At 32.7% G+C, this 26,877-nt stretch carries 26 protein-coding genes; 8 read left to right on the forward strand and 18 right to left on the reverse strand.

Features of this window, described 5'->3' with window-relative positions; genetic code table 11:
- Window positions 1-837: 837 nt before the first annotated feature.
- The 3 genes from KHA90_RS19690 to KHA90_RS19700 all read right to left on the reverse strand — a co-directional run bounded on the left by KHA90_RS19690 (window position 838) and on the right by KHA90_RS19700 (window position 4,090).
- Window positions 838-1,851: a hypothetical protein gene (locus KHA90_RS19690; protein WP_213305265.1), complete on the reverse strand. Its 1,014-nt coding sequence runs from the start codon at window positions 1,849-1,851 to the stop codon at window positions 838-840.
- 133 nt (window positions 1,852-1,984) lie between these two features.
- A complete protein-coding gene (locus KHA90_RS19695; RefSeq protein ID WP_213305268.1) occupies window positions 1,985-3,238 on the reverse strand; it encodes a site-specific integrase in 1,254 nt (417 codons plus the stop codon).
- A gap of 435 nt (window positions 3,239-3,673) precedes the next feature.
- Window positions 3,674-4,090 (reverse strand): DUF1573 domain-containing protein, encoded by a 417-nt coding sequence (locus tag KHA90_RS19700; protein WP_213305271.1) that lies wholly within the window; start codon window positions 4,088-4,090, stop codon window positions 3,674-3,676.
- Between the two features lie 160 nt (window positions 4,091-4,250).
- Between KHA90_RS19700 and KHA90_RS19705 the strand changes: the two genes are divergently transcribed.
- The 3 genes from KHA90_RS19705 to KHA90_RS19715 all read left to right on the forward strand — a co-directional run bounded on the left by KHA90_RS19705 (window position 4,251) and on the right by KHA90_RS19715 (window position 7,093).
- Window positions 4,251-5,513: a sensor histidine kinase gene (locus KHA90_RS19705; RefSeq protein WP_213305274.1), complete on the forward strand. Its 1,263-nt coding sequence runs from the start codon at window positions 4,251-4,253 to the stop codon at window positions 5,511-5,513.
- Complete coding sequence (locus KHA90_RS19710; protein ID WP_213305277.1) at window positions 5,510-6,193, forward strand: response regulator transcription factor; 684 nt, start codon at window positions 5,510-5,512, stop codon at window positions 6,191-6,193. Before KHA90_RS19705 ends, KHA90_RS19710 begins: the two co-directional genes overlap by 4 nt.
- Before the next feature lie 135 nt (window positions 6,194-6,328).
- Entirely contained in the window at window positions 6,329-7,093 is a 765-nt protein-coding gene (locus tag KHA90_RS19715; protein ID WP_213305280.1) for an MBL fold metallo-hydrolase, read from the forward strand.
- 1 nt (window position 7,094) lies between these two features.
- Here the strand turns inward: KHA90_RS19715 and KHA90_RS19720 are convergent, their stop codons facing one another.
- Window positions 7,095-9,320 carry a B12-binding domain-containing radical SAM protein gene (locus KHA90_RS19720; RefSeq protein WP_213305307.1) on the reverse strand — a complete coding sequence of 742 codons (2,226 nt, stop codon included), beginning with the start codon at window positions 9,318-9,320 and terminating at the stop codon, window positions 7,095-7,097.
- Between the two features lie 130 nt (window positions 9,321-9,450).
- On the reverse strand, window positions 9,451-10,728 hold the full coding sequence (locus tag KHA90_RS19725) for an MFS transporter (RefSeq protein WP_213305310.1): 1,278 nt from the start codon (window positions 10,726-10,728) through the stop codon (window positions 9,451-9,453).
- A gap of 267 nt (window positions 10,729-10,995) precedes the next feature.
- Between KHA90_RS19725 and bshC the strand changes: the two genes are divergently transcribed.
- From bshC to KHA90_RS19740, 3 genes are all read left to right on the forward strand, one after another.
- Window positions 10,996-12,585, forward strand: a complete 1,590-nt coding sequence (bshC, locus tag KHA90_RS19730) for a bacillithiol biosynthesis cysteine-adding enzyme BshC (protein WP_213305312.1) — start codon at window positions 10,996-10,998, stop codon at window positions 12,583-12,585.
- Window positions 12,586-12,798: 213 nt separating this feature from the next.
- Window positions 12,799-14,070, forward strand: coding sequence for an acyltransferase family protein (locus KHA90_RS19735; protein ID WP_213305314.1), 1,272 nt, complete (start codon window positions 12,799-12,801; stop codon window positions 14,068-14,070).
- 259 nt (window positions 14,071-14,329) lie between these two features.
- Window positions 14,330-14,749: a nucleoside-diphosphate kinase gene (locus KHA90_RS19740; RefSeq protein ID WP_055095565.1), complete on the forward strand. Its 420-nt coding sequence runs from the start codon at window positions 14,330-14,332 to the stop codon at window positions 14,747-14,749.
- Window positions 14,750-14,879: 130 nt separating this feature from the next.
- Here the strand turns inward: KHA90_RS19740 and KHA90_RS19745 are convergent, their stop codons facing one another.
- On the reverse strand, window positions 14,880-15,176 hold the full coding sequence (locus KHA90_RS19745) for a DUF721 domain-containing protein (RefSeq protein ID WP_213305316.1): 297 nt from the start codon (window positions 15,174-15,176) through the stop codon (window positions 14,880-14,882).
- The gene (locus KHA90_RS19750; protein WP_213305317.1) at window positions 15,157-15,597 is read right to left on the reverse strand and encodes a lipocalin family protein; all 441 of its coding nucleotides are present in this window, start codon (window positions 15,595-15,597) and stop codon (window positions 15,157-15,159) included. Before KHA90_RS19750 ends, KHA90_RS19745 begins: the two co-directional genes overlap by 20 nt.
- 418 nt (window positions 15,598-16,015) lie before the next feature.
- Here KHA90_RS19750 and KHA90_RS19755 point away from each other — a divergent pair, with 418 nt between their 5' ends.
- Window positions 16,016-16,528: a hypothetical protein gene (locus tag KHA90_RS19755; RefSeq protein ID WP_213305318.1), complete on the forward strand. Its 513-nt coding sequence runs from the start codon at window positions 16,016-16,018 to the stop codon at window positions 16,526-16,528.
- 362 nt (window positions 16,529-16,890) lie between these two features.
- Here the strand turns inward: KHA90_RS19755 and ftsY are convergent, their stop codons facing one another.
- The 11 genes from ftsY to KHA90_RS19810 all read right to left on the reverse strand — a co-directional run bounded on the left by ftsY (window position 16,891) and on the right by KHA90_RS19810 (window position 26,165).
- Entirely contained in the window at window positions 16,891-17,844 is a 954-nt protein-coding gene (gene ftsY / locus KHA90_RS19760; RefSeq protein WP_213305322.1) for a signal recognition particle-docking protein FtsY, read from the reverse strand.
- A 271-nt stretch (window positions 17,845-18,115) separates the two neighbouring features.
- Window positions 18,116-18,268, reverse strand: coding sequence for a DUF4295 domain-containing protein (locus KHA90_RS19765; RefSeq protein ID WP_007805819.1), 153 nt, complete (start codon window positions 18,266-18,268; stop codon window positions 18,116-18,118).
- 102 nt (window positions 18,269-18,370) lie between these two features.
- On the reverse strand, window positions 18,371-18,553 hold the full coding sequence (gene rpmG / locus KHA90_RS19770; RefSeq protein ID WP_047778459.1) for a 50S ribosomal protein L33: 183 nt from the start codon (window positions 18,551-18,553) through the stop codon (window positions 18,371-18,373).
- A 27-nt stretch (window positions 18,554-18,580) separates the two neighbouring features.
- Window positions 18,581-18,817, reverse strand: a complete 237-nt coding sequence (rpmB, locus tag KHA90_RS19775) for a 50S ribosomal protein L28 (RefSeq protein ID WP_008468080.1) — start codon at window positions 18,815-18,817, stop codon at window positions 18,581-18,583.
- A gap of 71 nt (window positions 18,818-18,888) precedes the next feature.
- The gene (locus tag KHA90_RS19780) at window positions 18,889-20,142 is read right to left on the reverse strand and encodes a CinA family nicotinamide mononucleotide deamidase-related protein (protein ID WP_213305324.1); all 1,254 of its coding nucleotides are present in this window, start codon (window positions 20,140-20,142) and stop codon (window positions 18,889-18,891) included.
- Between the two features lie 216 nt (window positions 20,143-20,358).
- Window positions 20,359-20,703, reverse strand: a complete 345-nt coding sequence (locus KHA90_RS19785; protein ID WP_116751795.1) for an Hpt domain-containing protein — start codon at window positions 20,701-20,703, stop codon at window positions 20,359-20,361.
- A complete protein-coding gene (locus tag KHA90_RS19790) occupies window positions 20,703-21,314 on the reverse strand; it encodes a fumarylacetoacetate hydrolase family protein (protein ID WP_213305326.1) in 612 nt (203 codons plus the stop codon). Before KHA90_RS19790 ends, KHA90_RS19785 begins: the two co-directional genes overlap by 1 nt.
- A 75-nt stretch (window positions 21,315-21,389) precedes the next feature.
- The gene (locus KHA90_RS19795; RefSeq protein ID WP_213305329.1) at window positions 21,390-22,160 is read right to left on the reverse strand and encodes a 3'-5' exonuclease; all 771 of its coding nucleotides are present in this window, start codon (window positions 22,158-22,160) and stop codon (window positions 21,390-21,392) included.
- Between the two features lie 216 nt (window positions 22,161-22,376).
- Window positions 22,377-23,702, reverse strand: a complete 1,326-nt coding sequence (locus tag KHA90_RS19800) for a dihydrolipoamide acetyltransferase family protein (protein ID WP_213305332.1) — start codon at window positions 23,700-23,702, stop codon at window positions 22,377-22,379.
- Between the two features lie 84 nt (window positions 23,703-23,786).
- A complete protein-coding gene (locus KHA90_RS19805; RefSeq protein ID WP_213305335.1) occupies window positions 23,787-24,950 on the reverse strand; it encodes a glycosyltransferase family 2 protein in 1,164 nt (387 codons plus the stop codon).
- Between the two features lie 30 nt (window positions 24,951-24,980).
- Window positions 24,981-26,165 (reverse strand): BamA/TamA family outer membrane protein, encoded by a 1,185-nt coding sequence (locus KHA90_RS19810; protein ID WP_244860459.1) that lies wholly within the window; start codon window positions 26,163-26,165, stop codon window positions 24,981-24,983.
- 127 nt (window positions 26,166-26,292) lie between these two features.
- Between KHA90_RS19810 and KHA90_RS19815 the strand changes: the two genes are divergently transcribed.
- Window positions 26,293-26,877 (forward strand): hypothetical protein, encoded by a 585-nt coding sequence (locus KHA90_RS19815; RefSeq protein WP_213305338.1) that lies wholly within the window; start codon window positions 26,293-26,295, stop codon window positions 26,875-26,877.

The raw sequence follows: 26,877 nt of genomic DNA on the forward strand, positions 1-26,877 counted from the left end.
ATTAGCTGGCTCAAACAATTCTAATAATTTATGTAAAGCAATGAAGCTATATTTTCTTATAAACAATTGGCTTTGTATTAGATATAGTCAATTGCTTTACATAATATTTTGCTTTGCATAAACAGCATTATGTAAAGCTTTACATAACTTTGTCAATCTTCCTGTGATGTTCATAATTTTCGATTTTTATGTTATTGACTTTTTGCTTTATTTTTTTGATTTGATTTATTCGGTAATGAGAGGAGGTGCTGAAGTTTCGTTTCTCTCTTACCATTTCCAATGCTATATTTTTCCATTCCTGACATTTTTTTTATTCGTTTAAAGAGCCGGAGTATGCTTTGTTTCGTTTCACGAGCATAAAAAGGTAGTGTTTAGCAACAGCAAGGTTTTGCCAAAAAATACGACCCGTATGGGTGGAGGTTTTTTGGCGAACCGCAGGGCCTGACCTTGCTGTTGCGTTAAGAACACGGAAATACCTTTGCTCTTGAAATGGGACAAAACAGCATACTGGCTCTTAGATAAAAACCTATGCGGAAGCCAATGGAAAAGGCATTGGGAAATGGTCTGTGTGGTTACAAAATCTGCATCCTTGCAAGCAGAATTTTTAAACCATCTATTTTATGATAGTGGCTTGGAGGCCACCTAAAGGATGCTGAAAAATATTGCGGAAGATTGTGTGTGGGGATTTTTCAGTATGCTTTGCTAAAACATCCAATCAAAGCTTTTTTATGAGAAGAGGAATTTGCAGTGGAGAAATAAATGTGCTTTGAGGATAAGTACAGGCATAAAAAAACCGAGGATTATTTACCTCGGCTTTCTACATAATGTTGTATGTAATTATTTGGTAACATTGAAAAGTTTGGCCATATAAGCTACGGTAAACTCGAAAACCTGCTGTTTTGAGTATTTAATTAAGTTATTGTCATCACCATTAATAAGGCTATGGATATATCTTTCTTTTTGTAGAACTGGAGCGTCGACACCAAACAACTTTCTCCAAAACATATCAAACATATCTCGGTAGTATTGTATTGTTTTTTTTACCTTTTCATTTACAATCACCGTATTGAGAAAAGTCTTTCTTTCTGCATTGTTAAATATTTTAAAAGCAAAAGTTTCTTGGTTGATGTTTATAGCAGAGACAAAAGTTTCTTGTTCGTTTAGTCCATGGAAAGGTAGAAATTTTATTGATTCTTCACTCTCATAAACCTGTATAACAAAATCATTCATGAAGACAATAAATGGGTTTTTATCATTAGTAAATCCAATGTAGTTCTCTGTATATATAGTATTTCCTCCAAGAGTTTGGAGATATGTTACCGAAAGGGGTATGGATCTGTCACCATTTTTTTGTAGGATACTGTGACGTAACTTCTCCGTAAACTCAGGTGAAAAAGCCAAAATGTCTTCACAGACTGCACTTCGATATAACTGTATATGAAAGAAGTTACGAATTGTAACAACGTCCGCTTTGCTCACTCTCTCAAGACCTGAAAGATCTGCCTGTCGGAACTGTGGTAATATGTTTTGAATAAATGGTGTTTCAATATCTGTAAACAGGTCTTCGCAATCACTACAAAATACGTAATCCACTGAAAACGGAATGGATTTCGCGTTTTCAATTTCTTCGTCCGTCGGTTTTCTGCCAATTGTGGTTTCAAGGGTCAATTCATCAAGACGTTGGAAATTAAAGTCTATAAATGGATTGGAATTGTCCAGAGCAAAATATAATCCTTTCTCGCGTTCATTACTACCTTCTAAGTTAAGACAGGTACGAATAATTGCATCAGTAAGATAGTGAGTGTTCTTTTTGTTTGCTTCGCGTTCAAAACACAATTTACATAAAGACATATTTTTTGTTTTAAAGAATTGTTGTAAGTAAATTTAATAAAAAGAATTCTATTGAGGCTATCCAGCTTCTTAAAACAAACAAAGCAGGATATCATCCTGCTTTGTTTGTCAAGTAATAATTCTAAACCTGAACTTATTTCTCCATTTCTGAAAAGGCTGCTTCCATTCCGGCAAATTTATGAGACACTAAATCCATATCCTTGCTAATTTTCTGACTTGTAATCTTCGCATAGATCTGTGTGGTTGAAATATTTTTATGTCCCATCATTTTACTTAGGCTTTCAAGCGGTACACCCTCGGTCAGAAACATTGTAGCGAAAGTATGCCTTGCTGTATGAAATGTCACTTTTTGTTCAGTGATAATCTCAGCTTCGCCAATCAGTTTTTTAACATGACTGTTACAGGTTGGATTTGTTGGAACCGGAAATATAAATTCATTACGTGTGGTGCCCTGATATTTTTCTATCAGCTGTTTTGGTATTTCCATCAACCTGACATTAGAAGCAACATCCGATTTCTTTCTTCTGCTGATGATCCATTGGTGACCGTCGAAGAATGATTGAATATTACTCAATTTCAATTTTTTAATATCTACGTATGAAAGTCCCGTAAAACAACTGAAAATGAAAAGGTCTTTTACAAGTTCGAACTTTGGATCTGAAGGTTTTAGAAACATCAACTTTTCTACTCCCTCTTTAAGAAGGTAACTACGGTCTGTTTCTTCCATGTTTATTTCATAATCCTCAAAAGGATTTTTTCTTATTAGACCTTTCTTGATGGCAAGGTCGGGGATGGCAATAACCGGCATCGTGTAAACCCAAACAGTATTGTGGGTGCATCCTTGGTCAATGCGTAAGAAGAAATCAAACTCACGGATAAAATCGGCTGTTAGCTCTCTAAATGCCATATCATCCCGGTGATAGCGCTCCTTGATAAATTTATTAAGATGATTATATACAGTCTTGTACTTATTATAAGTATTTTGAGAACGTTTTCCTTTAGTGACCATTTTTTGAAAATCCTCATTCTGTTCTTTGAATAATTTGAGAATGGCATCGTCCATTACACCAACACCCAAAAATGAAAGCTTAACTTTCTCTGCGGTTGCAAAGCCTTCGTCTTTGAGCATATCATCATAAATCTTGTCGATACGTACACGGATTTTATCTAATTTCTGGTTTGTGTTTAATGCCTGGCTACTCTTGCCTAATACACGTCCATGTTTTAAGTCCCAGCAATTGGAATCGATTTCCAGCTTGGTTGCAAATGTTTTAGGGGTTCCGTCAATGGTAATTCTTCCCATAACAGGGACATTCCCGTTCTTTTTTGGTTCATTTTTCTTCAAGTAAAACAACAACTTGAAAGTAGATCTTTTCACTGTCTCCATAACTCAATTGTTTAATGTTTAAAATTAACTATCAATGAGTTACAAGGAACTATGAAGAATAATGCAAAAGACTGAATTATAGATTTTTACACTAATCATTACCAGCCAAAATAGGTAATGATTTAGTAACCTAACCTTGTCTTTTTAAGCTCAAAACCAATCGTACACTGACCTCCAACTTTAGACTACTATTATATAAACCGCTGTATAGTAACGGTTTTAATCGTTTTGCTTACTTTTGCTTATTACTAATCTTTTTTAATAAAAATAGAAAAGTTTTAATGAAAACAAAGCATTTATAAAAAAATTAATATTGACTTTACAAACCTAAAAGCGGTAAGATTTATGGAAGTTTCTTTATTAACTGAAAGGCATAAAAAAACTCCAGGTACATTACATACCTGAAGCTTCCACTTTATAAATCAACCTTTATTTTTAAATTACTGTTCCTTTCAAAGTTAGGATTTGCGGAGCTGTTTCCGCACTTGTTGTTACAGTAACTGTTTTTGTAAAACCACCTTTATTTGCTGCATTGTAAGTTGCTGTTACTTTAGCTGATTTACCAGGCAAAATTGGTTCTTTTGTATAATCTGTTGCAGTACAACCACAAGATCCCTGAACGTTTGTGATTACAACTGCTGTTTTTCCAGTATTTTTAAATTCGTAAACAATTGCTTTTGGTGTTCCTTGCGGAATTTGTCCAACGTCAATAGTTTGTGCTTTCCATACAATTGTTGAAGCTGCTATTCCTTCTACTTTTGTTTCAGACGTAATCGCTTTTATTGGTGCAATTGCTGAAAAAGACATTAAGCTTAAAGCTAAAGCTAACATCGAAATTTTGATAATTTTCATAGTTATTATATTAATGGTTTATAGTTCAAATTTATTTTTCAAAGATAATTCAGACAAAACCGAATCGCTGTTAACCGCTTTCAAATCTTTGTTAATGACTTGTTAATCGGCATTTATAAGCCTAAATTTGATTAATATTACATTTTAAAACATCACTTTCTTGAAAATAAACAAACTCAACAGTATTATCCTTCTGGGACTTATAGCCATAATTAGCATTTTGGTGGCACAATTGCTTTGGACGAAAGAGGCTTTTACTTTGGAACAAAAAAAACTGAGTCAGAAAACTCACATCGCTTTACTTGAAGTTGCTAAAAAATTATACGAAGGCACAAATCACGAATTGCCGGCTCAAAATCCTGTTCGAAAAATTGCAAACGATTATTATATCGTAAATATTGATAATGAGTTTGAACCTGACATTTTAGAATTTTATCTAAAAACAGAGTTCAAGAAAATGAATATTACCACAGATTTTGAATATGCGATGTACAATTGCCAAAGTGATGAAATGATCTACGGCAATTATATTTCGTTATCTGATAAAGGAAGAGCAAAACAATCTGTGCATTTCCCTAAACATAAAAATCTGGTCTATTACTTTGCAATTCGTTTTCCTAATGAAACTTCGTATTTGTTTAGTTCAATGCGATTTTGGTTTATTCTTTCTATCGCTATAATTCTTATTCTTTTGATTTATGTGTATTCTATATTTACGCTTTTACAGCAAAAGAAATATTCTGAACTTCAACGGGATTTCATTAATAATATGACGCATGAGTTCAAAACCCCATTATCATCTATATTGATTGCTTCGAAATATTTAAGCGAACAAAACCCGATTAAAGAGGATAAAAAATTGCATACTTACACTAATATTATTATCAACCAAAGCCATAAACTTAATAATCATATTGAGAAGATTTTAAACATTGCCAAATCAGATTATGCTCCTTTGGAACTAAAAAAAGAAACAGTTTTTATTGTTCCTGTTATTGAAGAAACCATCGAGAATATTCAGTTAAAATATCCTGAAGCTTCTATTAAAATAGAATCAATTTCTGATGAATTTCAAATAGAAACTGATGTTTTTCATTTTTCTAATTTGGTCTATAATTTACTGGATAATGCTATTAAATATTGCAATGAAAAACCGGAAATCACAATTGGAATAACTACGGAAAATTCGACTTTAAAACTCACTTTTATTGATAACGGAATAGGAATTTCAAGAAAAAATATTTCTTTTATATTTGATAAGTTTTACCGTGCCCAAAACGAAAAAAGCAATGAAGTAAATGGTTTTGGACTTGGTTTGTATTATGTGAAAGAAATTTGCAATTTGCATAACTGGAAAATAAAAGTCGAAAACAATCTAACAAATGGCATTACTATAACTTTGTCAATTCCTTATAAAAAATGAAACAATTCAAGATACTTTATACCGAAGACGATGAAACATTAGCATTTTTGACCAAAGATAATTTGGAACAAAACAATTATGAAGTGGTGCATTGCTGCGACGGAAAACTGGGTTTGGAAACCTTTAAAAAAGAAATTTTTGACATTTGTATCTTTGATATTATGATGCCAAAAATGGATGGTTTTGAATTGGCTACCGAAATTAGAAAAGTAAATACTGATATTCCAATTATATTTCTTTCGGCTAAAACTTTAAAAGAAGACAGGATTAAAGGTTTGCGTCTTGGCGCCGATGATTATTTGGTAAAGCCTTTTAGCATTGAAGAATTACTGTTGAAAATTGAAATATTCCTGAAACGTTCCCAAAAAAATATTCCAACAGAAAAATCAGTTTATGAAATTGGAAAATATCAATTTGACACGAACAATTTTATCCTTTTTAATGAAAACGAAAAAATCAGTCTCACACAACGCGAAGCCGAATTATTGAAATTATTTCTTGATAATAAGAATTCGGTTTTAAAAAGGGAACAAATTTTGACTTCACTTTGGGGAACAGATGATTATTTTATGGGAAGAAGCCTTGATGTTTTTATTTCGCGTTTGCGTAAAATTTTAATTAATGAAAAAGGCATTTCTATAGAAAACCTGCATGGAATTGGTTTTAGGTTTACAATGTGATTTTTTTGTATCAAAATATTATTTGTAAAACTTAAATAAGCAAACTAATTTTTATCATTTAAAACAAATTAAGGTAAATCTGTAAGATTAATTATTCTTAAATTTCGTATTTTTAGTATCTAAATTTTTCCAAATATGAAAATACATCATTTACGCAACGCCACTTTAGTTATTGAAACTGAAACCGATGTTATATTGGTTGATCCAATGTTAGGAAAAAGAAAAACGATTCCGCCATTTACCATTTTTAGATATAAACCTAAGAGAAATCCTCTTGTAGCGTTGCCCAAAAACAGCAGGGACATTTTAAGCAGAGTTACAATTTGTTTGATTACACATTTACATCCTGATCATATTGATAAAGCCGGCGAAGTTTTTTTAAGACGCAAAAGTATTCCTGTAGTTTGCAGCTCAAAAGATGAAAGTGTATTAACAAGAAGAGGTTTAAACATCATTCAGAGTTTGAATTATTGGGAACCGCAAGAATTTTTAGGCGGCAAAATAATTGGAATTCCTGCCATTCATGGTTATGGTTTTATTGCTAAATTAATGGGAAATGTGATGGGTTTTCATATTGAATTACCCAATCAAAAATCAGTTTACATAAGTTCTGACACCGTTTTTACTGAACATGTACAAAAAGTTTTAATTGAATTTAAACCTGACATTGCAACTGTTGCGTGTGGAACTGCGAGACTAGACATTGGTCAGCCTTTATTAATGCGAATGAACGATATTTTGAAGTTTACAGCTTTGGCGCCAGGCAGAGTTTTCGCCAATCATTTAGAGGCTTTAAATCATTGCCCCACAACCAGAGCCGAATTGCGATCAGCACTTTCTGAACATACTCTTTTAGATAAAGTTGACATTCCAAGTGATGGAACTAATGTGGAATATTAATTTACAAAACCAATAATCCAAATTCACGTAAAGTATTGATTGGTTTTGAATACCAAAACAATTCAAAATCATCTAAATTCGCTTCAAAATCAGCTTTTACTTCCTGAAAAGTATAATTTTTAGCATTTGAAATCGTGATTTTGGTTAAAATATCCACTAGCCATTCACCTTCATTTTTACTGGTCTGAATGTTGAAACTTTCTTTTTTATCATGAAAAGTAAAAGCCATCATTTCCCATGAATTTCCTTTTTTAGATTTTGTAAAATGTTCCACAAAAGGCTTTCCTCCTAACCAAACTACTTTTGCATTTGGTTTTGTATTGAAGTCATTTCCTTCTTCAAGCGCATTAAAAATAAAGTCAGGATCAATTTTTGTTTTCGGAATTTTAAAGTCGAACCAATCTTGTAACTCGTAATCAAAACAAATCCCGTGCATGAAATTAAAAAGCGATTTTTTTAATCCAAAGCTAAATTTATCGTGGTTGATTCCAGTTGAATCTGTATAATCAATATCGTTATTGGCAAAAGTTCCAATTGCTTCAGTTTTTTTTGTAACTCCAAATTTCTCCGGATACAATCCAACCGGACTATGCGCCGTCATCGCAAATTGATGCCAAAAACCAGATTGTAAAATTCCGGCTTCAAATAGCTGGCGTACCATTTCGAGACTATCAATCGTTTCCTGAATAGTTTGTGTTGGATATCCATACATTAAATACGCATGAACCATGATTCCTGCTTCGGTAAAATTTCGGGTAACTTTGGCAACTTGTTCTACCGTTACTCCCTTATCGATTAATTTCAATAATCGGTCCGAAGCCACTTCTAAGCCACCGGAAACGGCAATACAACCGGAAGCTTTTAATAAAAGACATAAATCTTTAGAAAAACTTTTCTCAAATCGAATGTTTGTCCACCATGTAACCGCTAATTTTCGGCGTAAAATTTCCAAAGCCAGAGCACGCATCAAAGCTGGCGGCGCTGCTTCATCTACAAAATGAAAACCATTTTGACCAGTTTGCAGCATCATATCTTCCATACGATCACACAATAAATTTGCCGCAACAGGTTCGTAAACCTTTATATAATCTAACGAAATATCACAAAAAGTACATTTTCCCCAATAACAACCGTGCGCCATGGTGAGTTTATTCCAGCGTCCGTCACTCCACATTCTGTGCATTGGATTTACAATTTCGATAACCGAAATGTATTTATCCAAAGACAAATCTGAATAATCCGGAGTTCCTACGTAAGCTTGTTTGTAATCGTGTTTTAAGGAATTGTTTTTGTAAACGACTTTTCCATCTTCAAGTAAAAAAGTTCTTTTGTAACGCTTCTCGACTTCGCTCGAAGTGACAGTATTTGGATTTTCGAGATTGAAAATTAATTCTTCTATTGGAACTTCTCCGTCATCTAAAGTAATAAAATCGAAAAACTCAAAAACACGGGCATCAGAAAGTGAACGCAATTCAGTATTTGGAAAACCGCCACCCATTGAAATTTTAATTTCGGGATGATTTTGTCTGATCCATTGTGCGCAACGAAAAGCGCTATATAAATTCCCCGGAAAGGGAACTGAAATTAAAAAAAAAGTTGGTTGTATTGCTTCAATTTTAGTTTTTAAAATCGAAATTAAAATCGCGTCTATATAAGTCGGTTTTTGTTGCAAAGCTTCATATAACTCATCAAACGAATTGGCGCTTCTGCCCAAACGTTCGGCATATCGGCTAAAGCCAAAATTTTCATCGACACATTCTACAATATAATCGGATATATCTTCCAGATATAAAGTTGCTAAATGTTTCGCTTTATCCTGCGTTCCCATGGTTCCAAAAGCCCAATCGAGTTCTTCTAATTGAGCAAAACGAGACGCTTCCGGCAAAAAATCTTCCTGACAAATTTGTAATGCTAATGTTGGATTTTTTCCCTGCAAAAACTGAATAACTGCATCAATAGTTTTGATGTATTCGTCCTGTAAAGCAAAAATACGCTTTGAATTATCAGATGTTTCAGAACCTGAAACTTCAAACTTTGAACTTGAAACTTCAAACAAATCAATCAAACCTTTTTTCGAAAACAACTCCAAAATCACATCAATACCTAAATCAGCCTGAACTGATTCGATATTTTTGGTATTCAGAAAACCTTTTATATACGCCGTTGCCGGATACGGTGTATTCAGTTGCGTAAAAGGTGGCGTAACGACAAAGAGTTTGGTTTTCAAAAGAAAATTATTTTTTGCAAAAATACGGGATATTTAGGGACTTTTTATGAAAAGATTTTCGGTTAATTCTAAACAACAAAACCTTTTGAAAAATATCCAAAAGGTTTTAATATTATAAAAATCAATTATTTTAAAACTGATGCACCTTTTTAGAAATCACTAAAAATGAAACTAAAGAAATAAAAGCAGCAGTTGTTAAATAAAAGCCTACATAATTTAATCCGTAAGTGCTAGCCAGCCAAATTGCAATCATTGGCGCAAAAGCAGCGCCTAAAATACCCGCCATATTAAAAGTTAGTGAAGCACCGGAATAACGAACTTGGGTAGGAAATAATTCTGATAAAAAAGTTCCCAAAGGTCCATAGGTAAATCCCATTAATGACATTCCGATACACACAAAAGCCGTTACCATAACAGGATTTCCTGAATTTAAGAAGTAAGAAAAGAAAAATCCAAAGACAGCAATTGCTGCTGTCGTGATAATTAATATTTTACGGCGACCAATTTTATCGGCAACCAAAGCCGAAACAGGAATAAAGATGGCAAAAAACAAAACTGAAAACAATTGGATCAATAAAGCATCTCTTTTTGTAAAACCTAAGTCAGAAGTTGCCCAACTTAAGGTAAAAACAGTCATTAAATAAAAAACTAAGAAGGTTGTAATGGCAGAAAAAGTTCCAAAAATCAATTGGTTTTTATATGATTTAATCAACGTAAAAAACGGAATTTTGACTTCCTTTTGTTCCAATTTAGAATTTTCAAAAGCAGGAGTTTCGCTAATTTTCAATCGAATATAAAATCCAACGATTACTAAAAGAGAACTTGCAATAAATGGAATCCTCCATCCATAATCCATAAAAGCCTCACCACTCATCGTATCGGTCAAAATTAAAAAAGTTCCTCCGGAAAGTAACAATCCAATAGGAGCTCCTAATTGCGGAAACATTCCGTACCATGCACGTTTATGCGGCGGTGCATTTTCGATCGCTAATAAAACAGCGCCACCCCATTCGCCTCCTAATCCAACTCCCTGACCAAACCTGCATAACATTAACAAAATTGGCGCAGCGATTCCTATACTTGCATAACCCGGTAAAAAACCAATTGCAATTGTCGACAATCCCATTGTTAATAATGCGACTACTAAAGTTACTTTACGACCTATTTTATCTCCATAATGCCCAAAAACAGCTGATCCTAAAGGTCTGGATAAAAAAGCAATCGAAAAAGTCGCTAAAGATTCCAAAGTTGAATTTGTGCTGCTCGTTCCCGGAAAAAATAATTGCGGAAAGACCAATACCGCAGCATTGGCATAAATATAGAAATCAAAAAATTCAATTGTAGTACCAATCAAGGAACCAAAAAGAACATGTCGCAAGGAATTCTCCTTATTAAAATTATTTTTCATATAAATAGATATACTTTTTTTTCTTGTAAAAATATAATTTCATTATTAATAATTCACGTTTAGACTCATAACTTTCAGAACAATCATTCTTTTTAACAAATTACACGAACTTTAAATTTTTAAAAACAATTAAAACTAAATTTTTAAAAACCTGATTACAAGATTTTTAATATTAAAATAAAAAATCAAATCATAAGCAATCGTTAAAAGCGTTTTTAACTGCATATTTTCATTAAATTTACAGCTGTCAAAAATAAATTTAAAATTATGCCAACCGACTGTATCAGCTATCAAACTTCAGGATATTTTTCTAAGTTAATGCAAGATTATTTAGATCAAAAATCAGAATTAAAACCGCTGTACAATCATTTTCCAACCTTGGAAAACTTTGAAAAACAAATCATTGAAAAACAGGCAAACTTTGATAATGCAAACCGAATTCCTTTGGTTGAAAGCTTGAAAAAGCAATACCAACATATCGAGATTTCAGATGCTACAAATCAAAATATCGAGCTTTTAGCCCTTTCAAACACTTTTACAATTACAACAGGACATCAATTAAATTTATTTAGTGGTCCATTATATTTTCTATACAAAATCATTTCGACGATTAATCTGACTAAAGAATTAAAGTTAAAATACCCCACAAATAATTTTGTTCCCATTTATTGGATGGCGACGGAAGATCATGATTTTGAAGAGATTAATTATTTCAATTTCAAAGGAAAAAAATTCAGATGGAATAAAGAAAGTACCGGTCCTGTTGGAAGACTTTCAACAGAAGGATTAGCTGAATTCCTTGAAATATATTCGTTAGAATTAGGATCAAGCACAAATGCTAATGTCATTAAAAAATTATTTGAAGATGCTTATCTAAATCATAAAAACTTAGCCGATGCGACCCGCTTTTTAGCCAATAGTTTATTTGCTCAATATGGTTTAGTGATTTTAGATGCTGATGATGCAAATTTAAAACGTGCATTTATTCCTTATATCAAAGAAGAATTATTAGAACAAACTTCATTCAAAGCTGTTCAGGAAACGATAGAACAATTAAAAGATTATTCGGTTCAGGTAAATCCGCGTGAAATTAATTTATTTTATATCGAAGATGATTTACGCGAACGAATTATTTTCGATAATGATAAATACGAGGTTAATAATACCAAAATGTCATTTTCTAAAGAAGAAATTCTAAGTTTATTAGAACGTAATCCGGAGAAATTCAGTCCAAATGTGATTATGCGTCCGCTGTATCAGGAAATTATTTTACCAAATTTGTGCTACATTGGCGGAGGCGGAGAAATTGCTTATTGGCTGGAATTAAAATCATTTTTTGAAGCTGTGAATATTACTTTTCCGATGCTTTTGGTTCGTAATTCGGTACTTTTAGCAACTGAAAAACAAGGCAAAAAAGCGGATAAACTAAATCTTAAATGGGAAGATCTTTTCACTAAACCAGCTGATTTAGTAAATGTTATTACACGAAAATTATCTGCTTTCCCAATTGATTTTACACCTCAAAAAGAAATTTTAGAAAAACAATTTGAATATCTTTACGAATTAGCACAGCAAACTGACAAATCATTTACCGGAGCCGTAAAAGCACAGGAAGTGAAACAAAAGAAAGGCTTGGACAATCTGGAAAAAAGATTATTGAAAGCACAAAAACGAAAATTAGATTCTGAATTACAACGTGTTACTGATTTACAATTTGAGTTGTTTCCCAATCAAAGTTTACAGGAACGTCAAACTAATTTTTCAGAATTTTATCTTGAAAAAGGCGAACAGTTAATTCCGCTTTTAATTCAAAAACTAAAACCATTAGAAAATAACTTTAACATCATAACAATATAAAAAGCTTGCCACGAATTGAACGAATTTATACGAATCTTAATTCTCATAAATAAAAATTAGCGGAAATTCGTGCAATTCGTGGCAAAAAAAAATCCGTTTAACGGTAAAATAAAGTAATAATCCTCAGAAACAAATAACCACCTCTTCTGAATTATTGCCTCTCTAAACCAAATAGTAACTTTTAAAACAAAAATTAACCTATTTACCAAAATTATGACCAGAGAGCGCTTGATTTCGTTGGATGTCTTTAGAGGACTCACTATTTTATTGATGACTATTGTAAACAATCCCGGAGATTGGGGCAACGTTTACCCGCCTTTATTACACGCCGAATGGCATGGCTGCACACTAACCGATTTAGTTTTTCCGTTTTTTATCTTTATCATGGGAGTCGCTGTTCCTTTAGCAATGCCGGAAAAAATCTACGACACAAGCACTTTTAATAAAATTCTGGTTCGGTCCTTACGAATGCTGTGTTTAGGAATATTTTTTAATTATTTCGGTAAAATACAATTATTTGGACTTGACGGAGTTCCGCTTCTTATTGGCAGATTAATTATTACCATTGCCGTTGGTTATGCTTTAATGGGCAGTTTCAGTTCAAAAGTCAAAAATATACTGGCATTTTCAATTTTGATTATCTATCTGTTTTTAGCTTATAGCGGCATTGAATCTTATCAAGATGTACGTTTGCCTGGAGTTCTGCAACGCATTGCAATTGTTTATTTTGTAGTTTCGCTTCTGTACCTCAAAACATCTCAAAAAACACAAATTATAACTGGTATCGTTTTACTGGTAGGATATTGGGCAATCATGACTTTGATTCCAGTTCCGGGAATTGGAGAAGCAAATCTCGAAAAGGGAACAAATTTAGCCGCTTGGGTTGACAGTATTTTTCTTAAAGGACATATGTATCGCGGAACAGTTACCTGGGATCCGGAAGGAATTCTAAGTACTATTCCATCAATCGTAAATGGAATTATTGGTCTATTAATAGGTCAAATATTGCAACGGGAAATAACAAAAACTCAAAAAGCAACCAAAATTGCAATTGCTGGCATAGCACTAATAATTGCAGGTTTATTGTGGAACATCGTTTTCCCAATCAACAAATCAATCTGGACAAGCAGTTATGTTTTATACACAACAGGATTAGCCGCAACATTTTTGGCACTATTGTATTATATAATTGACATCGCCGATTATAAAAAAGTTTTCAAACCATTTTTAATATGGGGCGTAAACCCAATGATTGTATTTTTTACTTCGCAGATAATTCCGCAGGCATTGGTCATGATACAATTTAAAAATCCGCATAATCCTGAAGAACAAATTAATCTTTTAACTTATTTATATACTTTCGGTATTGCACCATTTTTCAGTAATCCCATGGCAGCTTCTTTAGCAGGGGCATTAGTTTATGTTGGAATCTGGACATTTATTTTATGGATATTCTACAAAAATAAATTGATTTTCAAAGTTTAGAAGTTTTTACCATAATGTAATATTCTACCATATAAGTAATATAAGATGTTATAAGTAAAAGGACGCAATTTGTGCGTCCTTTTACTTATAATTTAAACCTATAAAACTTTTTCTAAATGAACTTATATAACTTATATGGTGAAATAATTTTTTACTTTCTTCGCTAAAACATCAATCTACATCGTTTTAATTACGAATTAATTAAAATCAATTCATAAAAAATGTATACTTTTGCACAAAATTAAAAATAAGCAATAAAATGGCAACAAATAGAACGTTTACAATGATTAAGCCAGATGCAGTTCAAAACGGACACATCGGAAATATCTTAGCAATGATTACTAATGGAGGATTCAAAATCGTTTCATTAAAATTAACTCAATTAACTGTAGCTGATGCTAAAGCATTTTACGCAGTTCACGCAGAAAGACCTTTCTACGGAGAATTAGTTGAATTCATGTCTCGTGGACCAATTGTTGCTGCAATTTTAGAAAAAGACAACGCAGTAGAAGATTTCAGAACTTTAATTGGAGCTACAAACCCAGCTGAAGCAGCTGAAGGAACTATTCGTAAAGCATATGCAACTTCTATTGGAGAAAATGCAGTTCACGGTTCTGATAGCGACGAAAATGCAGCTATTGAAGGTGCATTTCATTTTGCTGGAAGAGAGCAGTTCTAATATTAGTTTACAGTCTCAGTGGCAGTTTTCAGTCACAGAAACTCATAAAAAATCCTGTTTGTTACACAAACAGGATTTTTTTTATTTCTAAAATTAAGACTGAAAACTGCCACTGAAAACCGTGACTAAATTAGCGCAGCACCACATCAGTCACCACTTCACGTCGTAATTCCTCATTAATCATTTTAACAATTTTGGACTTTCCGTGACTTAATTCCTCTCTTAAAACTGCCGATGTCAATTCCACATACAAGGTACTTCCTTTTAATACAACATTTTTAGTATACGTATTCACACCATTTCCCATCAATTGTCTCCATGCATCTTTTACATCAATTTGATCCATTCCGGCACCCAATTTATTCACCTGAATAATCTGTTGCAAAACAGCCCCAATCGTACTTTGATTATTTAGTCTTTTTGCCATCTTCTAATAAATTTATTGGTCCTGCTTTTTTATAATGATATTCTTTATTCTCCTGATTTTTCACCACCAGTTTTTCATCCGAAATTGAAATCAATTCCTCACTCCATTTCGCATAATCTGTTTTATAATCCAGAAAAGCATGATTATCTTTAAACCTAACTGAAACATTTTCAAAAGAATCACTTGTCAAAAAAGTTCCGTCAAATTGAGGCATTACTTTCTTTCGAATTCCTTTATTATTTTTAATATCAAAATAATCAAAACTCTCATTCATTCCGTAATCCTTGTCTTCACCTTTATCAAAAACTACTTTTTCAATCTCCCAGTAGCCGTTTAATTTTGCAATATCTGCCGGTTTAATTTCCTGTTTACAACTCACAAAAAAGAGCGATAAAACCAAAATTATAAAAGTGTTTTTCATAAGTCTATTTATTAAAATTCAATAATTGTCACTGAAGTCAAAAAATTAGGAGCTGATTCCTGCTGTCCGCTGTATCTTTTCCTTGCTAAAGAAGCAAGAAAAAGGATGCCGCTCCCATCAGGGCTAGAACTCCAGTTTTCAAAAGCATATTTTGTAGTGCAAAGTTAACCTTATAAACTTCAAAAGAAATTTTTATCTTTCTATTTATTTTGTATAAGAACCAGAGAGAGACATTTCCTTTTTACGAATTACTAAAAACTAAAACACAAAACATGTAAAACCTTATTCTGGTAAAATTATGTCCGATAGGAGCAATTTAACTCTTTTATATGAAAGACTTTTACGCGAAAATCTCATTTTAATATTTCTGCTTTTTTCAATCTCAATAAACATTTCTAAAAAAGAAAACCAACAAAAAATGAAAAAAAATTTCCTGTTATTAATGATATTAATTTTAACTTCATGTACCAGCAAAAGCAATAAAGATATTTTAAAAAATACACATAAAGAAGAATATAACATTGAAGAAAACACAAAGAAAAAAGACGAAAAGGAAATAAGAGACTCTATTAAAAAGAATTTCGCAGAAACATACAAAATTAAAAATTCTCCAGTCAAAATCATATCGTCAAAACTATACAAAAATCAATATTCTGATCATAAAGACATCAAACTGACTTACAAAAATTTAACCAAAAAAGACATCAAAGCAATTAAATTCGAATGGTATTGCGAAAATGTATTTGATGAACCTTCAAACGGTCAATATTTTTATATTAAAGGCATAGCAAATGGACACACGGATATTTTATTAAAATCCGGAAAAACAGATTCAAAAATTTGGGAAGATTTCTCCACAGATGCATATAAAATTATAGCAGCAAGAGCTTATCTTGTAGTTTTTACTGATGGAACAAAATGGTTGCTTTAATGTAAAAAACTATTAAACGACTTCCTTTTTGTTGTTTTAAAAAAGGTAAGCCACAAAATTAAATTTATAATGAATCTGCAATTAGTATAATCCTCTCCCATCATTATAAAAGATTAAATTAAGATTATTAATTAAATCTTAGAAGCAAACCATCAAAAATATATTATCGTTTAGTACGCAATCTTTTTAGGATTCCCATAAAAAAGAAAGCCAACCCAAGAACTAACAAAACAAAGTAAAAAGGCAAACTTTGATCTTTTATTACATTTGCCAATACAAAACAAATAACACTTCCAAAATAGAAAGTTAGAGGCGTTATATTTTTTAAAGAAGAAAAATTCATTAAAAATTATCTTAGAATATTATTTAAAAAAACTATCCACAAATTCATATTTATTAAAAACTTGCAAATCCTCAATTCCTTCACCAACTCCAATATATTTTACAGGAATTTGAAATTGATCAGAAATACCAATTACAACACCGCCTTTTGCAGTTCCGTCTAATTTAGTTACGGCAAGAGAAGTTACTTCAGTTGCAGCAGTAAATTGTTTGGCTTGCTCAAAAGCATTTTGTCCGGTAGAACCATCTAAAACCAAAAGTACATCATGTGGCGCATCAGTAACAACTTTTTGCATTACACGTTTTACTTTAGTAAGCTCGTTCATTAAATTGACTTTGTTGTGCAAACGTCCGGCAGTATCAATAATAACAACATCTGCATTTTGAGCAACAGCTGATTGCAAAGTATCAAAAGCAACAGACGCAGGATCACTACCCATATTTTGTCTAACAATTGGCACTCCTACTCTATCTGCCCAAACTTGCAATTGATCGATTGCAGCAGCACGAAAAGTATCGGCAGCGCCTAAAACCACATTATAACCCGCTTTCTTAAACTGATAAGCCAGTTTACCTATTGTAGTGGTTTTACCAACTCCGTTAACACCAACCACCATTAAAACGTATGGCTTTTTATCTTTTGGGATATCAAATTCGGTTGCTTCTCCAGTATTAGTCTCAGACAATAAAGCGCCAATTTCTTCACGCAGAATTTGGTTTAATTCCTCTGTTCCTAAATATTTGTCTTCGGCAACGCGTTTCTCGATTCTGGTGATTATTTTCAACGTTGTATTTACACCAACATCTGAAGCTACAAGAATTTCTTCAAGATCATCTAAAACATCGTCATCGACTTTAGATTTTCCAGCAACGGCTTTGCTTAATTTTGAGAAAAAAGTGGTTTTTGATTTTTCAAGACCTTTGTCTAAAGTCTCTTTTTTATCAGTAGAGAATAATTTTTTAAAAAAACTCATTTTTTACAGGTTGTTAGTTTTTTAGATTATACGATTCTTTGACAATCTAAATAATCCTAATGTTTAAAGAAGAACAATTGTTTTTATCCAGCCCCGATAGAATCGACATCCTTTGCTTGCCTTCTTTAGGCAAGTAAAGATATAGAGGATAGCGGGAACTATTGCTTAAAAAAAAGCTAATTATTTTGCTTCTATAAAATTTTAGACAAATATAAAAAATAAAAAAGCTACTTCCGAATGAAAGTAGCTTTTCTATATGATGTGTTTGTTATTATTTCTTTTTCAAGAAAGTATCAACTTCTTCAGGAGCCATAATAGATTCTACGAATGTATATGCACCAGTTTTAGGAGATTTCACCATTTTGATGGCTTTTGATAATCTCTTAGAAGATGTTTGTAACGATGCTACGGTTTTCTTTGCCATGATTTAAATGTTATCGAAATTTAATAGATCTTAAATAGTACTACTATTACCAATATTATTCAGTATTACCGTATTACTTTTAGACTAAAAAAATTCTAATTATTACTTAATTTCTTTGTGAACAGTTACACGTTTCAAGATTGGATTAAATTTCTTAATCTCTAATCTGTCCGGAGTATTTTTTTTGTTCTTAGTTGTAATGTATCTTGAAGTACCTGAAACACCAGAAGTCTTGTGCTCAGTACATTCTAAAATTACCTGGATTCTATTACCTTTCTTTGCCATCTTGCTATATATTTATTTAGGAAAAGATTATTTGATAAATCCTTCTGACTGTGCTTTTTTCAAAACAGCAGTGATTCCATTTTTATTAATTGTTTTTATCGTAGATGCTGCTACTCTAAGAGTAATCCATCTATCTTCTTCTGGAAGATAAAAACGCTTTTTAACTAAGTTTACAGAAAATTTTCTCTTAGTTTTGTTCATAGCGTGAGAAACGTTATTTCCTACCATCGCTCTTTTACCTGTAAGGTCACAAACTCTTGACATTATACTTATCTTTTATCGTTATTCAAAATCAGGGTGCAAAGAAAAGAAAAATAAACGATTGAAACAAAAAATTAAAGCACATTTTTTAAAATTTCTTTCTGTAATATTTCTAAACTCTTAATTACGGCTCTATCTATCACTTTTTCACGTGGTTGACCAAAATTAAATTCTTCAACAATTATTCCGGTTGGAGTAGCTAAAGCGATAAAAACGGCTCCAATCTCAGCATCTGAATCACCTTTTGTTGGTCCGGCGTTCCCTGTTGTTGCAATTGCATAGTCTGTTTTAAGCATCTCTTTCACATTCAAAGCCATAGCCGAGGCAACCTCTGCGCTAACTACCGAAAATTGATCGACTAAAGCCCGGGAGACACCAAGAACATTAACCTTCGCCTCTGTTGCATACGACACTATACTGCCTTTAAAGTAATTAGAAGCTCCGGGAACCGAAGATAAAATCGAAGCTATTTTTCCTCCTGTAAAACTTTCAGCTGTTGAAATTGTTTTATTTTGTTTGGTTAAAATTTTACCAACTACAGATTCTATGGTTTCATTTTCTTCATAACCTACTATAATATCATGAATTATAGCATCTAATGATTTTACATTTTCTTCAATTGCCGCTTCTAATAGCTCTTTATTTGTTCCTCTGGCAGACAAACGCAGGCGAACTCTTCCTGGATTTGGCAAGTAAGCTAACTTAATAAATTCGGGCAAATTATTCTCCCAATCTTCGATACGTTCTGCCACTAGGCTTTCGCCCTGACCGTAGGTCAAAATGGTTTGATGAATGATATAGGGGCGTTTGTATTCACGAACTATTTTAGGAATTATCTCTTCTTCGACTAAATATTTCATTTCATACGGAACCCCCGGAAGCGAAATAAACACGGTATCTTCTTTCTTCATCCACATTCCCGGCGCTGTTCCCATTTTATTGTGCAAAACGGTGCATTTTGAAGGAACTAAGGCTTGATCTTTATTTAATTGCGAAATTGGTCGTTTATAAAAACCTTCGATTAATTCGGTTACGTGAGCTAAAACTTCAGGATTCACAATTAACTCATCATCAAAATAATCGCAGAATGTTTTTTTTGTGATGTCGTCTTTTGTTGGACCTAAACCGCCAGTTATAACAACAACATCGACCTTGTTTTGCAAAAGAGCAAATGTATCTAAAATATGTTTTTTGTTATCGCTTATTGAAATCATCTCGTGAACTTCGACACCAATTCGGTCAAGGGATTTTGCAATAAAACCTGAGTTTGTATCTACAATCTGACCTATTAAAATTTCATCTCCAATAGTAATGATAGTTGCTTTCATAGCTGTGGATTATTTTTACTTACTTATTGTAAGTCATTATTATAAAGTAGGTTGTTGTCGCAATGATGTTGCGTGAGGGGTAGAAACGGCATCCTTTTGTGACAAACGGAAAGTGCTCGCTGAACGAATTTTTTATGGAACAAAAGATATAGTGAATAACCCGACTCCATTTTTGCCCTCACTTTTAAAGGGCAAGAATGGAGTCACGCCCATATCTTACAAATCAAAGTCTTTTTTGATTTCTTTTATTGCCTCTTTCACTTGTATCTTAATACTTTTAAAAGTTTCGACAATTTCTTTTTTCTTGCCTTCAGCCTTTGTCCAGGCTTCGACTTGTAATATCTCTTCAAAAGCCACATTTAAACCCATTAAATCTAATGTAGGTTTTATTTTGTGTGCATAAGAATAAGCATATTTATGATCTTTTTTCTTAATCCCCTCTTTGATTTGTTTTAAATCCTCAGGAACTTCGGTAACAAATAATTTAAGAATTTCGTTTACAAATTCCGGATCATTGTCTGAAAGCGCATATACTTTCGAAAGGTTGTATTTTAAAGCCATTATTTTACTTGTATTCTGAATAATTTTTTATCTTCTAAAAAGCCTTCTAAAACATCATTTGGTTTTACTGCAGCAACGCCTTCCGGAGTTCCTGTAAAAATAATATCTCCAATTTTTAAGGTAAAAAATTGTGATACATAAGAAACAAGTTCATCAATTTTCCATAGCATGAAACCCGTATTCCCTTTTTGAACTGTTTCTGAATTATTTGTCAGCTCAAATGTAAGATTTTCCATCGAAATAAAATCAGTTTTTGGTAAAAACTCTCCAATAACAGCAGAACCATCAAAAGCTTTTGCTTTTTCCCAAGGCAATCCTTTTGCTTTCAATTTATCTTGTAAATCTCTGGCAGTAAAATCAATACCTACACTAATTTCATCATAGTATTTGTGCGCAAACTTAGGCTCAATGTACTTCCCTACTTTGCTGATTTTGACAATTATCTCTATTTCGTGATGAATTTCTTCAGAAAATTCCGGAATTACAAACGGATGCTGTTTCAACAAAACGGCTGAATCCGGTTTCATAAAAACGACTGGTTCCGTAGGACGCTCGTTTTTTAATTCTTCAATATGATTGGTATAGTTTCTACCGATACAGATTATTTTCATGTCTATAGTATTCAGTTTTCAGTCGCAGTTTTCAGTCACAGTTACAAACTGAAAACTGTAACTGAGACTGAAAACTTATTTCGTGTTTAACTTTCTTAATTTAATTGCCGTTAAAACCTTTTTGGTATATAATGGGAAATCAGCGTTTTGAATCCAGCTGAAATATCCGGGTTCTGTTTCCAGGATTTTATCGACTTTAACTCCTTTATGTTTTCCGAAGGTAAAAATTTCTTCGTTGTCTTGATCAAAAGCAATCATTCCGGCGAAATCAGCAATTTTTTTACGGGTTGTAAATTCAGATAATGACTTCATATCATTTTCCAGATCCGGGTAACGGTCTAATTGCGCTTTTAAAATTTCGTAGGTTGCCATTGTATCTGCTTCTGCAGAATGGGCGTTTTCAAGATTTTTTCCGCAATAGAATTTTAATGCAGCGCTTAAAGTACGCTCTTCCATTTTATGAAAAATAGTCTGCACATCTACTGAAACTTTATTTTTCATATCAAAATCAACTCCGGCACGAAGCAATTCTTCTGCCAATAACGGAATATCAAAACGATCTGAATTAAAACCTCCTAAATCACTATCTTTAATCATATTATGAACCTGAGTTGCCAGTTCTGCAAAAGTGGGTTCGTTAGCTACTTTTTCATCTGTAATCCCATGAACGGCGGTTGTTTGCGGCGGAATTGGAATCGTGGGATTCACTAACCAGGTTTTACTTTCTTTATTTCCGTTTGGAAAAACTTTGAATATCGAAATTTCTACAATTCGATCTTTACCGATATCAATTCCGGTTGTTTCAAGATCAAAAAAGCAAATTGGTTTGTTGAGTTTGAGTTCCATTTTTTAATTTTATAAGATTACAAATGTAATTTTTAAAGCCGAATTTCCTCTTTTATTCTTGACTTTTTTAAACAAAAATCACGTCAATTTTGTGTTTTTAAGTTTTAAAATTATTCTAAAACAAAGTGTGTGTTACTTTTTATAAGTTTTTCTTACAAACAAAAAACCCGGAAAACAGTAAACTTTTCCGGGTTTTTGAATATATTATTATTAATTCTAGAAATCTCTGTTAATATCAAAAGCTTCTAAATATTCGGCTACTCTTTTTACGAAACTTCCACCTAAAGCTCCATCTACAACTCTGTGATCGTAAGAATGCGACAGGAACATTTTTTGACGAATTCCGATAAAATCACCTTCCGGAGTTTCAATAACCGCAGGAACTTTACGAATCGCGCCAAGAGCCAGAATTCCTACTTGCGGCTGATTAATGATTGGCGTACCGAAAACACTGCCAAAAGTCCCTACATTCGTAACTGTATAAGTTCCGCCCTGAGTATCGTCCGGTTTTAGTTTTCCTGTTTTTGCGCGGTTTCCCAGATCGTTAACCGCTTTTGCCATTCCCACTAAATTTAGCTGATCTGCATTTTTAATCACAGGAACAATTAAATTTCCGTTTGGTAAAGCAGCCGCCATTCCTAAATTTATATTTTTCTTTTTGATGATATAATCACCATCAACTGAAATGTTCATTCCCGGGAAATCTTTTAGCGCTTTTGCAACGGCTTCCATCATAATTGGTGTAAAAGTCAACTTTTCACCTTCTCTTTTCTCGAAAGCAGTTTTTACTTTTTCTCTCCATTTTACAATATTCGTTACGTCAACTTCAATAAACGATTGTACGTGTGCCGAAGTTTGTACAGAAGCCACCATATAACCTGAAATCAGTTTTCGCATTCTGTCCATTTCGATGATTTCGTCACCTCCATTTACAGAAACAGGAACTGCTTGCTGGCTTTTTTGAACCGGAGCAACCTGAGCAACCGGCTCTGCTGCTTTTGGAGTTTCAACAGCAGCTTTTGGTGTTGTAACGCCTGATTTACGGGTTTCAATATGTTTTAAAATATCTTCTTTTGTTACGCGGCCATCTTTGCCTGAACCGTTAATACTTTCTAATTCAGCTACAGAAATACCTTCTTCTTTCGCAATATTTTTTACTAATGGAGAAAAGAATTTATCAGATCCTGAAAAATCCTGTGGGGATGAAACGGAATCTTTTGCAGTTTCAATCGTTTGTTCGATTTCAGTAACCTCAGCAGGAGCAGCAACTTCTTCAACTACTTTTACTGTTGGTGCATCACCCTCAGTTTCAATAATTGCAATAGTTTGTCCTACCTGAACCAGATCATCTTTACCAAATAACTGTTCAACTAAAATTCCTGAAACTTCGCTTGGCACCTCACTGTCAACCTTATCAGTTGCAATTTCCAGTACAGCTTCGTCAGCTTCAATTTTGTCCCCTACTTCTTTCAACCAGTTGGTAATAGTTGCTTCAGCGACACTTTCTCCCATTTTAGGAAGCTTTAATTCAAATCTTGCCATATTGTTAATCTAAAGGATGATTTTGATTTTCTGATTGCGAAATTACTGAATATTTTAAATATAAATTACACTTAATATAATTTTTTACTCAATTTTTATAACTTGCCCTCTGTCATTACGGGAATTGCTTCCAATAATAAAATCTGTGTTTTTGGGGAAAATCTTAAAAGTAACGTTCTTATCTTTAAGAGTTTTTATGATTTTGATACATTTTTTGAATGAAACATACTGATTATCCAAAATAATCTCAACCCTTTTACCCTTAAAAACCAGCGACGAATTTACTATTTTTTCTTTTTTTAAATTCATAAAGCGGACTTTATTTTTTAAAATAGAAGGCAATTTTTCAGACAAAATTTTATTTGAAGAATAAAAAACAATAGTTTCCGGTAATAGTTTTGCTTTGGTTTTCCCCTGAAACATTTTTGCAAAGGAAAAAAACCAAATTCCGATTTGAATAAAAAATTCAAAAAACCAAGATTTCTTAAAATGTTTCCGATAGAAAAAATTCATCGCTTCCTGAAAACGTTTCATGTATTTTTCATCTTTTACCGTACTTTCTCCTTTATAATGTAAAACGGTTGTTTCATGAAAATAATAATTGGATTTATTTTTTTGTAAAACGCGGTACGACAAATCGATATCATCAGCATACATAAAACATTTTTCATCAAAACCTTCTAATTCTAGATACAAATCACGTTGCATCAACATAAAAGCGCCTACTAAAATATCGACTTTTCCAGTTTCGTCTTTTGCTAAATGCTGGGCATAATATTGATTGAAAAGTTTCCATTTTGGAAAAACTTTATACAATCCAAAAATCTTTGTAAATGCAATCCACGGCGTTGGGATTCCGCGTTTGCTTTCCGGCAGAAATTCTCCTGTTCCGTCAATTAATTGACAGCCTACAATTCCTAAATTGATTTGCCTTTCGGCGAAAGCCAAAACTTTAATAAATGTATCTTCGGCAACAACTGTATCGGGATTTAAAATGCAAATGTATTTTCCGGAAGCTTGCTCCACTCCTATATTATTCCCTTTTGGGAAACCAAAATTGGTCGTATTCTGAATTAATTTTACCGTTGGAAATTTATTTTGCATCATCAAACAACTCTCATCTGATGAATTATTATCGATAACAATGATTTCGGCGTGAAGTGTAGAAATGGCTTCCTGAACGCTTAACACACATTGTTCCAGAAAGTAACGTACATTATAATTAAGAATGATGACCGATAATTGCATGAAAAATAATGGAATTGAATTTTTCGAAAGTTAGAAATTTTCGGCCAAACCAAGTCGTAAAGACCAATCGTTTTTACTGACTCCAAAATCAAGTATCAAATTGCTATTATTTTGCTTGTTCCATTTAATGCGCAAACCGGTTCCTACGGCTGGATTCCATTTTTTAAAATCATAAGTATCAAGATTAGAAACTGACGAAATATTAGTAAAAAATACGGCGCCAATAAAACCATTTTTAGTAATATCAGTTCTGTATTCGGTTTCAAAATAAATTAAGGCATTACTTCGAAATCTGTTTCTGGTAAAACCACGGCCTGTTTTTCCGTCCCGATCCCAACCAATACTTGGTAAATCGAGATAATGTGGTTTCCCGCCAAAAGTGGACCAATAAAAAGCACGATACGCTAAAACCCGATGTTTGTATTTATTAAACGAATGGTATTTTCGAGCATCAAAATAGAAAGATTTCCATTTTTGATCTTCTACTCCGCTTGTATTAATTCTATAATCAGCTTCGATATATAAACCTTGTTCGGGATTTACATTGTTTTTTCGGGAATCATACAATCCCTGAATGGCGACTCCAAAAGAATTTTCATCTGAAAAATCGCCATTCATATATTTCACATAATCAGTTTCATCATCGATATAGGATTCTTCAGAAATATTTTGGTAATTATCTAATAACAATCCTAAACCTAAACGAAAATTTCCAATTACTTTGCGGGTTGCAAATTGGTAAAAACGCCATTGCTGATAATCCAGCGTTGACATTTTTTTATCTGTATTATGTCCGCCCAAACCATAAGTATCCTGCGGATAAATCATAAAACGATAATCACCGATAAAATTCCAATTATTATCTTTTGTATAAATATAGGTTTGAATGGGAAAAACATATTGATTTGTAAAACTAAAATAAGGCGAAAATATAACTTGAGACATTCTGGTAGTATTGCGATCGCCAAGATAAAAAGTAGTTAAAAATGAAACCACTAATCCTGCATTTTTATTGGCATCTACAGGAACCGGAAGTAACGAAAATGCAATTTTTTTATCAGGATTTATTCGTAGTGAATCATTTTTATGAAAGAGTTTATACAAAACATCTAAAATATCTTTTTTATTATTTGTAACTGAATCATTTTGTGAATAACAAAATGGCATCAGAAAGAAGAAGAAAAATAAAATAATTAGAGATTTTACATTTTTCATTTCGTAAGATTTTCAGAGACAAGTTCTTACAAATTTAAAGTTTAATTTAAAACGAAAGCTATTTTAGAAATAATAAAAAACAGATTGTAAAAATGCATATTTTTGATTTTGAATAAAACTTATTTCCATGATAAAAAAAAGACTGATTCATTCATTCACTTTTTTATTGACTATTGGATTTTTTATATCTGGATTTACTTTCTTCAAAAATTATTCAGATCAAAATCTCGTTAAAACCTCAACCTGGTATATTGCCGGTCCAGTTTTAGAAAGTCAGGAAACTATTAATCGTGTTCGTCTGGAAAATGAAATTATAAAAGTAACGGCAAAAGATAATCCGGTTGGTGAAATTGAGTTGAATGTTTTGATTACACCCTCAGATTCAAATGACGGAGTTCCAACAAATTTATCTGACACATCTAAATTTGTGAGTATTACATATAAATCATCTCAATTAATAAAACTTCAGGCGCGTCAGGGAAATACTGAAGGAACGGGTTGCGTGCATGGAGGTTCGCATCCAAGAATTGATATTTTACCTTCACCAAAAAGATTCACTACAATTAAAATTCGGTGGTCTGATTTTAGACAGGACGGTTTGCCGTACGGAAAACTTTTAGACATTCATAATTTATGCAAATTCAATTTTGTGAATTACAAACCGGTTCCGGGAGCATTTCTAGAAATCAAATCAGTAATAGTTCAAAACTAA

This window comes from Flavobacterium psychroterrae, from assembly GCF_018380615.1.
In the GTDB taxonomy this organism is placed as follows: Bacteria; Bacteroidota; Bacteroidia; order Flavobacteriales; family Flavobacteriaceae; genus Flavobacterium; species Flavobacterium psychroterrae.

Coding starts and splice junctions, on each gene's coding strand:
- KHA90_RS19690 (WP_213305265.1), bottom strand. CDS start 1,851: ATGTCTTTATGTAAATTGTGTTTTGAACGCGAAGCAAACAAAAAGAAC.
- KHA90_RS19695 (WP_213305268.1), bottom strand. CDS start 3,238: ATGGAGACAGTGAAAAGATCTACTTTCAAGTTGTTGTTTTACTTGAAG.
- KHA90_RS19700 (WP_213305271.1), bottom strand. CDS start 4,090: ATGAAAATTATCAAAATTTCGATGTTAGCTTTAGCTTTAAGCTTAATG.
- KHA90_RS19710 (WP_213305277.1), top strand. CDS start 5,510: ATGAAACAATTCAAGATACTTTATACCGAAGACGATGAAACATTAGCA.
- KHA90_RS19715 (WP_213305280.1), top strand. CDS start 6,329: ATGAAAATACATCATTTACGCAACGCCACTTTAGTTATTGAAACTGAA.
- KHA90_RS19725 (WP_213305310.1), bottom strand. CDS start 10,728: ATGAAAAATAATTTTAATAAGGAGAATTCCTTGCGACATGTTCTTTTT.
- bshC (WP_213305312.1), top strand. CDS start 10,996: ATGCCAACCGACTGTATCAGCTATCAAACTTCAGGATATTTTTCTAAG.
- KHA90_RS19735 (WP_213305314.1), top strand. CDS start 12,799: ATGACCAGAGAGCGCTTGATTTCGTTGGATGTCTTTAGAGGACTCACT.
- KHA90_RS19740 (WP_055095565.1), top strand. CDS start 14,330: ATGGCAACAAATAGAACGTTTACAATGATTAAGCCAGATGCAGTTCAA.
- KHA90_RS19745 (WP_213305316.1), bottom strand. CDS start 15,176: ATGGCAAAAAGACTAAATAATCAAAGTACGATTGGGGCTGTTTTGCAA.
- KHA90_RS19750 (WP_213305317.1), bottom strand. CDS start 15,597: ATGAAAAACACTTTTATAATTTTGGTTTTATCGCTCTTTTTTGTGAGT.
- KHA90_RS19755 (WP_213305318.1), top strand. CDS start 16,016: ATGAAAAAAAATTTCCTGTTATTAATGATATTAATTTTAACTTCATGT.
- ftsY (WP_213305322.1), bottom strand. CDS start 17,844: ATGAGTTTTTTTAAAAAATTATTCTCTACTGATAAAAAAGAGACTTTA.
- KHA90_RS19765 (WP_007805819.1), bottom strand. CDS start 18,268: ATGGCAAAGAAAACCGTAGCATCGTTACAAACATCTTCTAAGAGATTA.
- rpmG (WP_047778459.1), bottom strand. CDS start 18,553: ATGGCAAAGAAAGGTAATAGAATCCAGGTAATTTTAGAATGTACTGAG.
- rpmB (WP_008468080.1), bottom strand. CDS start 18,817: ATGTCAAGAGTTTGTGACCTTACAGGTAAAAGAGCGATGGTAGGAAAT.
- KHA90_RS19780 (WP_213305324.1), bottom strand. CDS start 20,142: ATGAAAGCAACTATCATTACTATTGGAGATGAAATTTTAATAGGTCAG.
- KHA90_RS19785 (WP_116751795.1), bottom strand. CDS start 20,703: ATGGCTTTAAAATACAACCTTTCGAAAGTATATGCGCTTTCAGACAAT.
- KHA90_RS19790 (WP_213305326.1), bottom strand. CDS start 21,314: ATGAAAATAATCTGTATCGGTAGAAACTATACCAATCATATTGAAGAA.
- KHA90_RS19795 (WP_213305329.1), bottom strand. CDS start 22,160: ATGGAACTCAAACTCAACAAACCAATTTGCTTTTTTGATCTTGAAACA.
- KHA90_RS19800 (WP_213305332.1), bottom strand. CDS start 23,702: ATGGCAAGATTTGAATTAAAGCTTCCTAAAATGGGAGAAAGTGTCGCT.
- KHA90_RS19805 (WP_213305335.1), bottom strand. CDS start 24,950: ATGCAATTATCGGTCATCATTCTTAATTATAATGTACGTTACTTTCTG.
- KHA90_RS19810 (WP_244860459.1), bottom strand. CDS start 26,165: ATGAAAAATGTAAAATCTCTAATTATTTTATTTTTCTTCTTCTTTCTG.
- KHA90_RS19815 (WP_213305338.1), top strand. CDS start 26,293: ATGATAAAAAAAAGACTGATTCATTCATTCACTTTTTTATTGACTATT.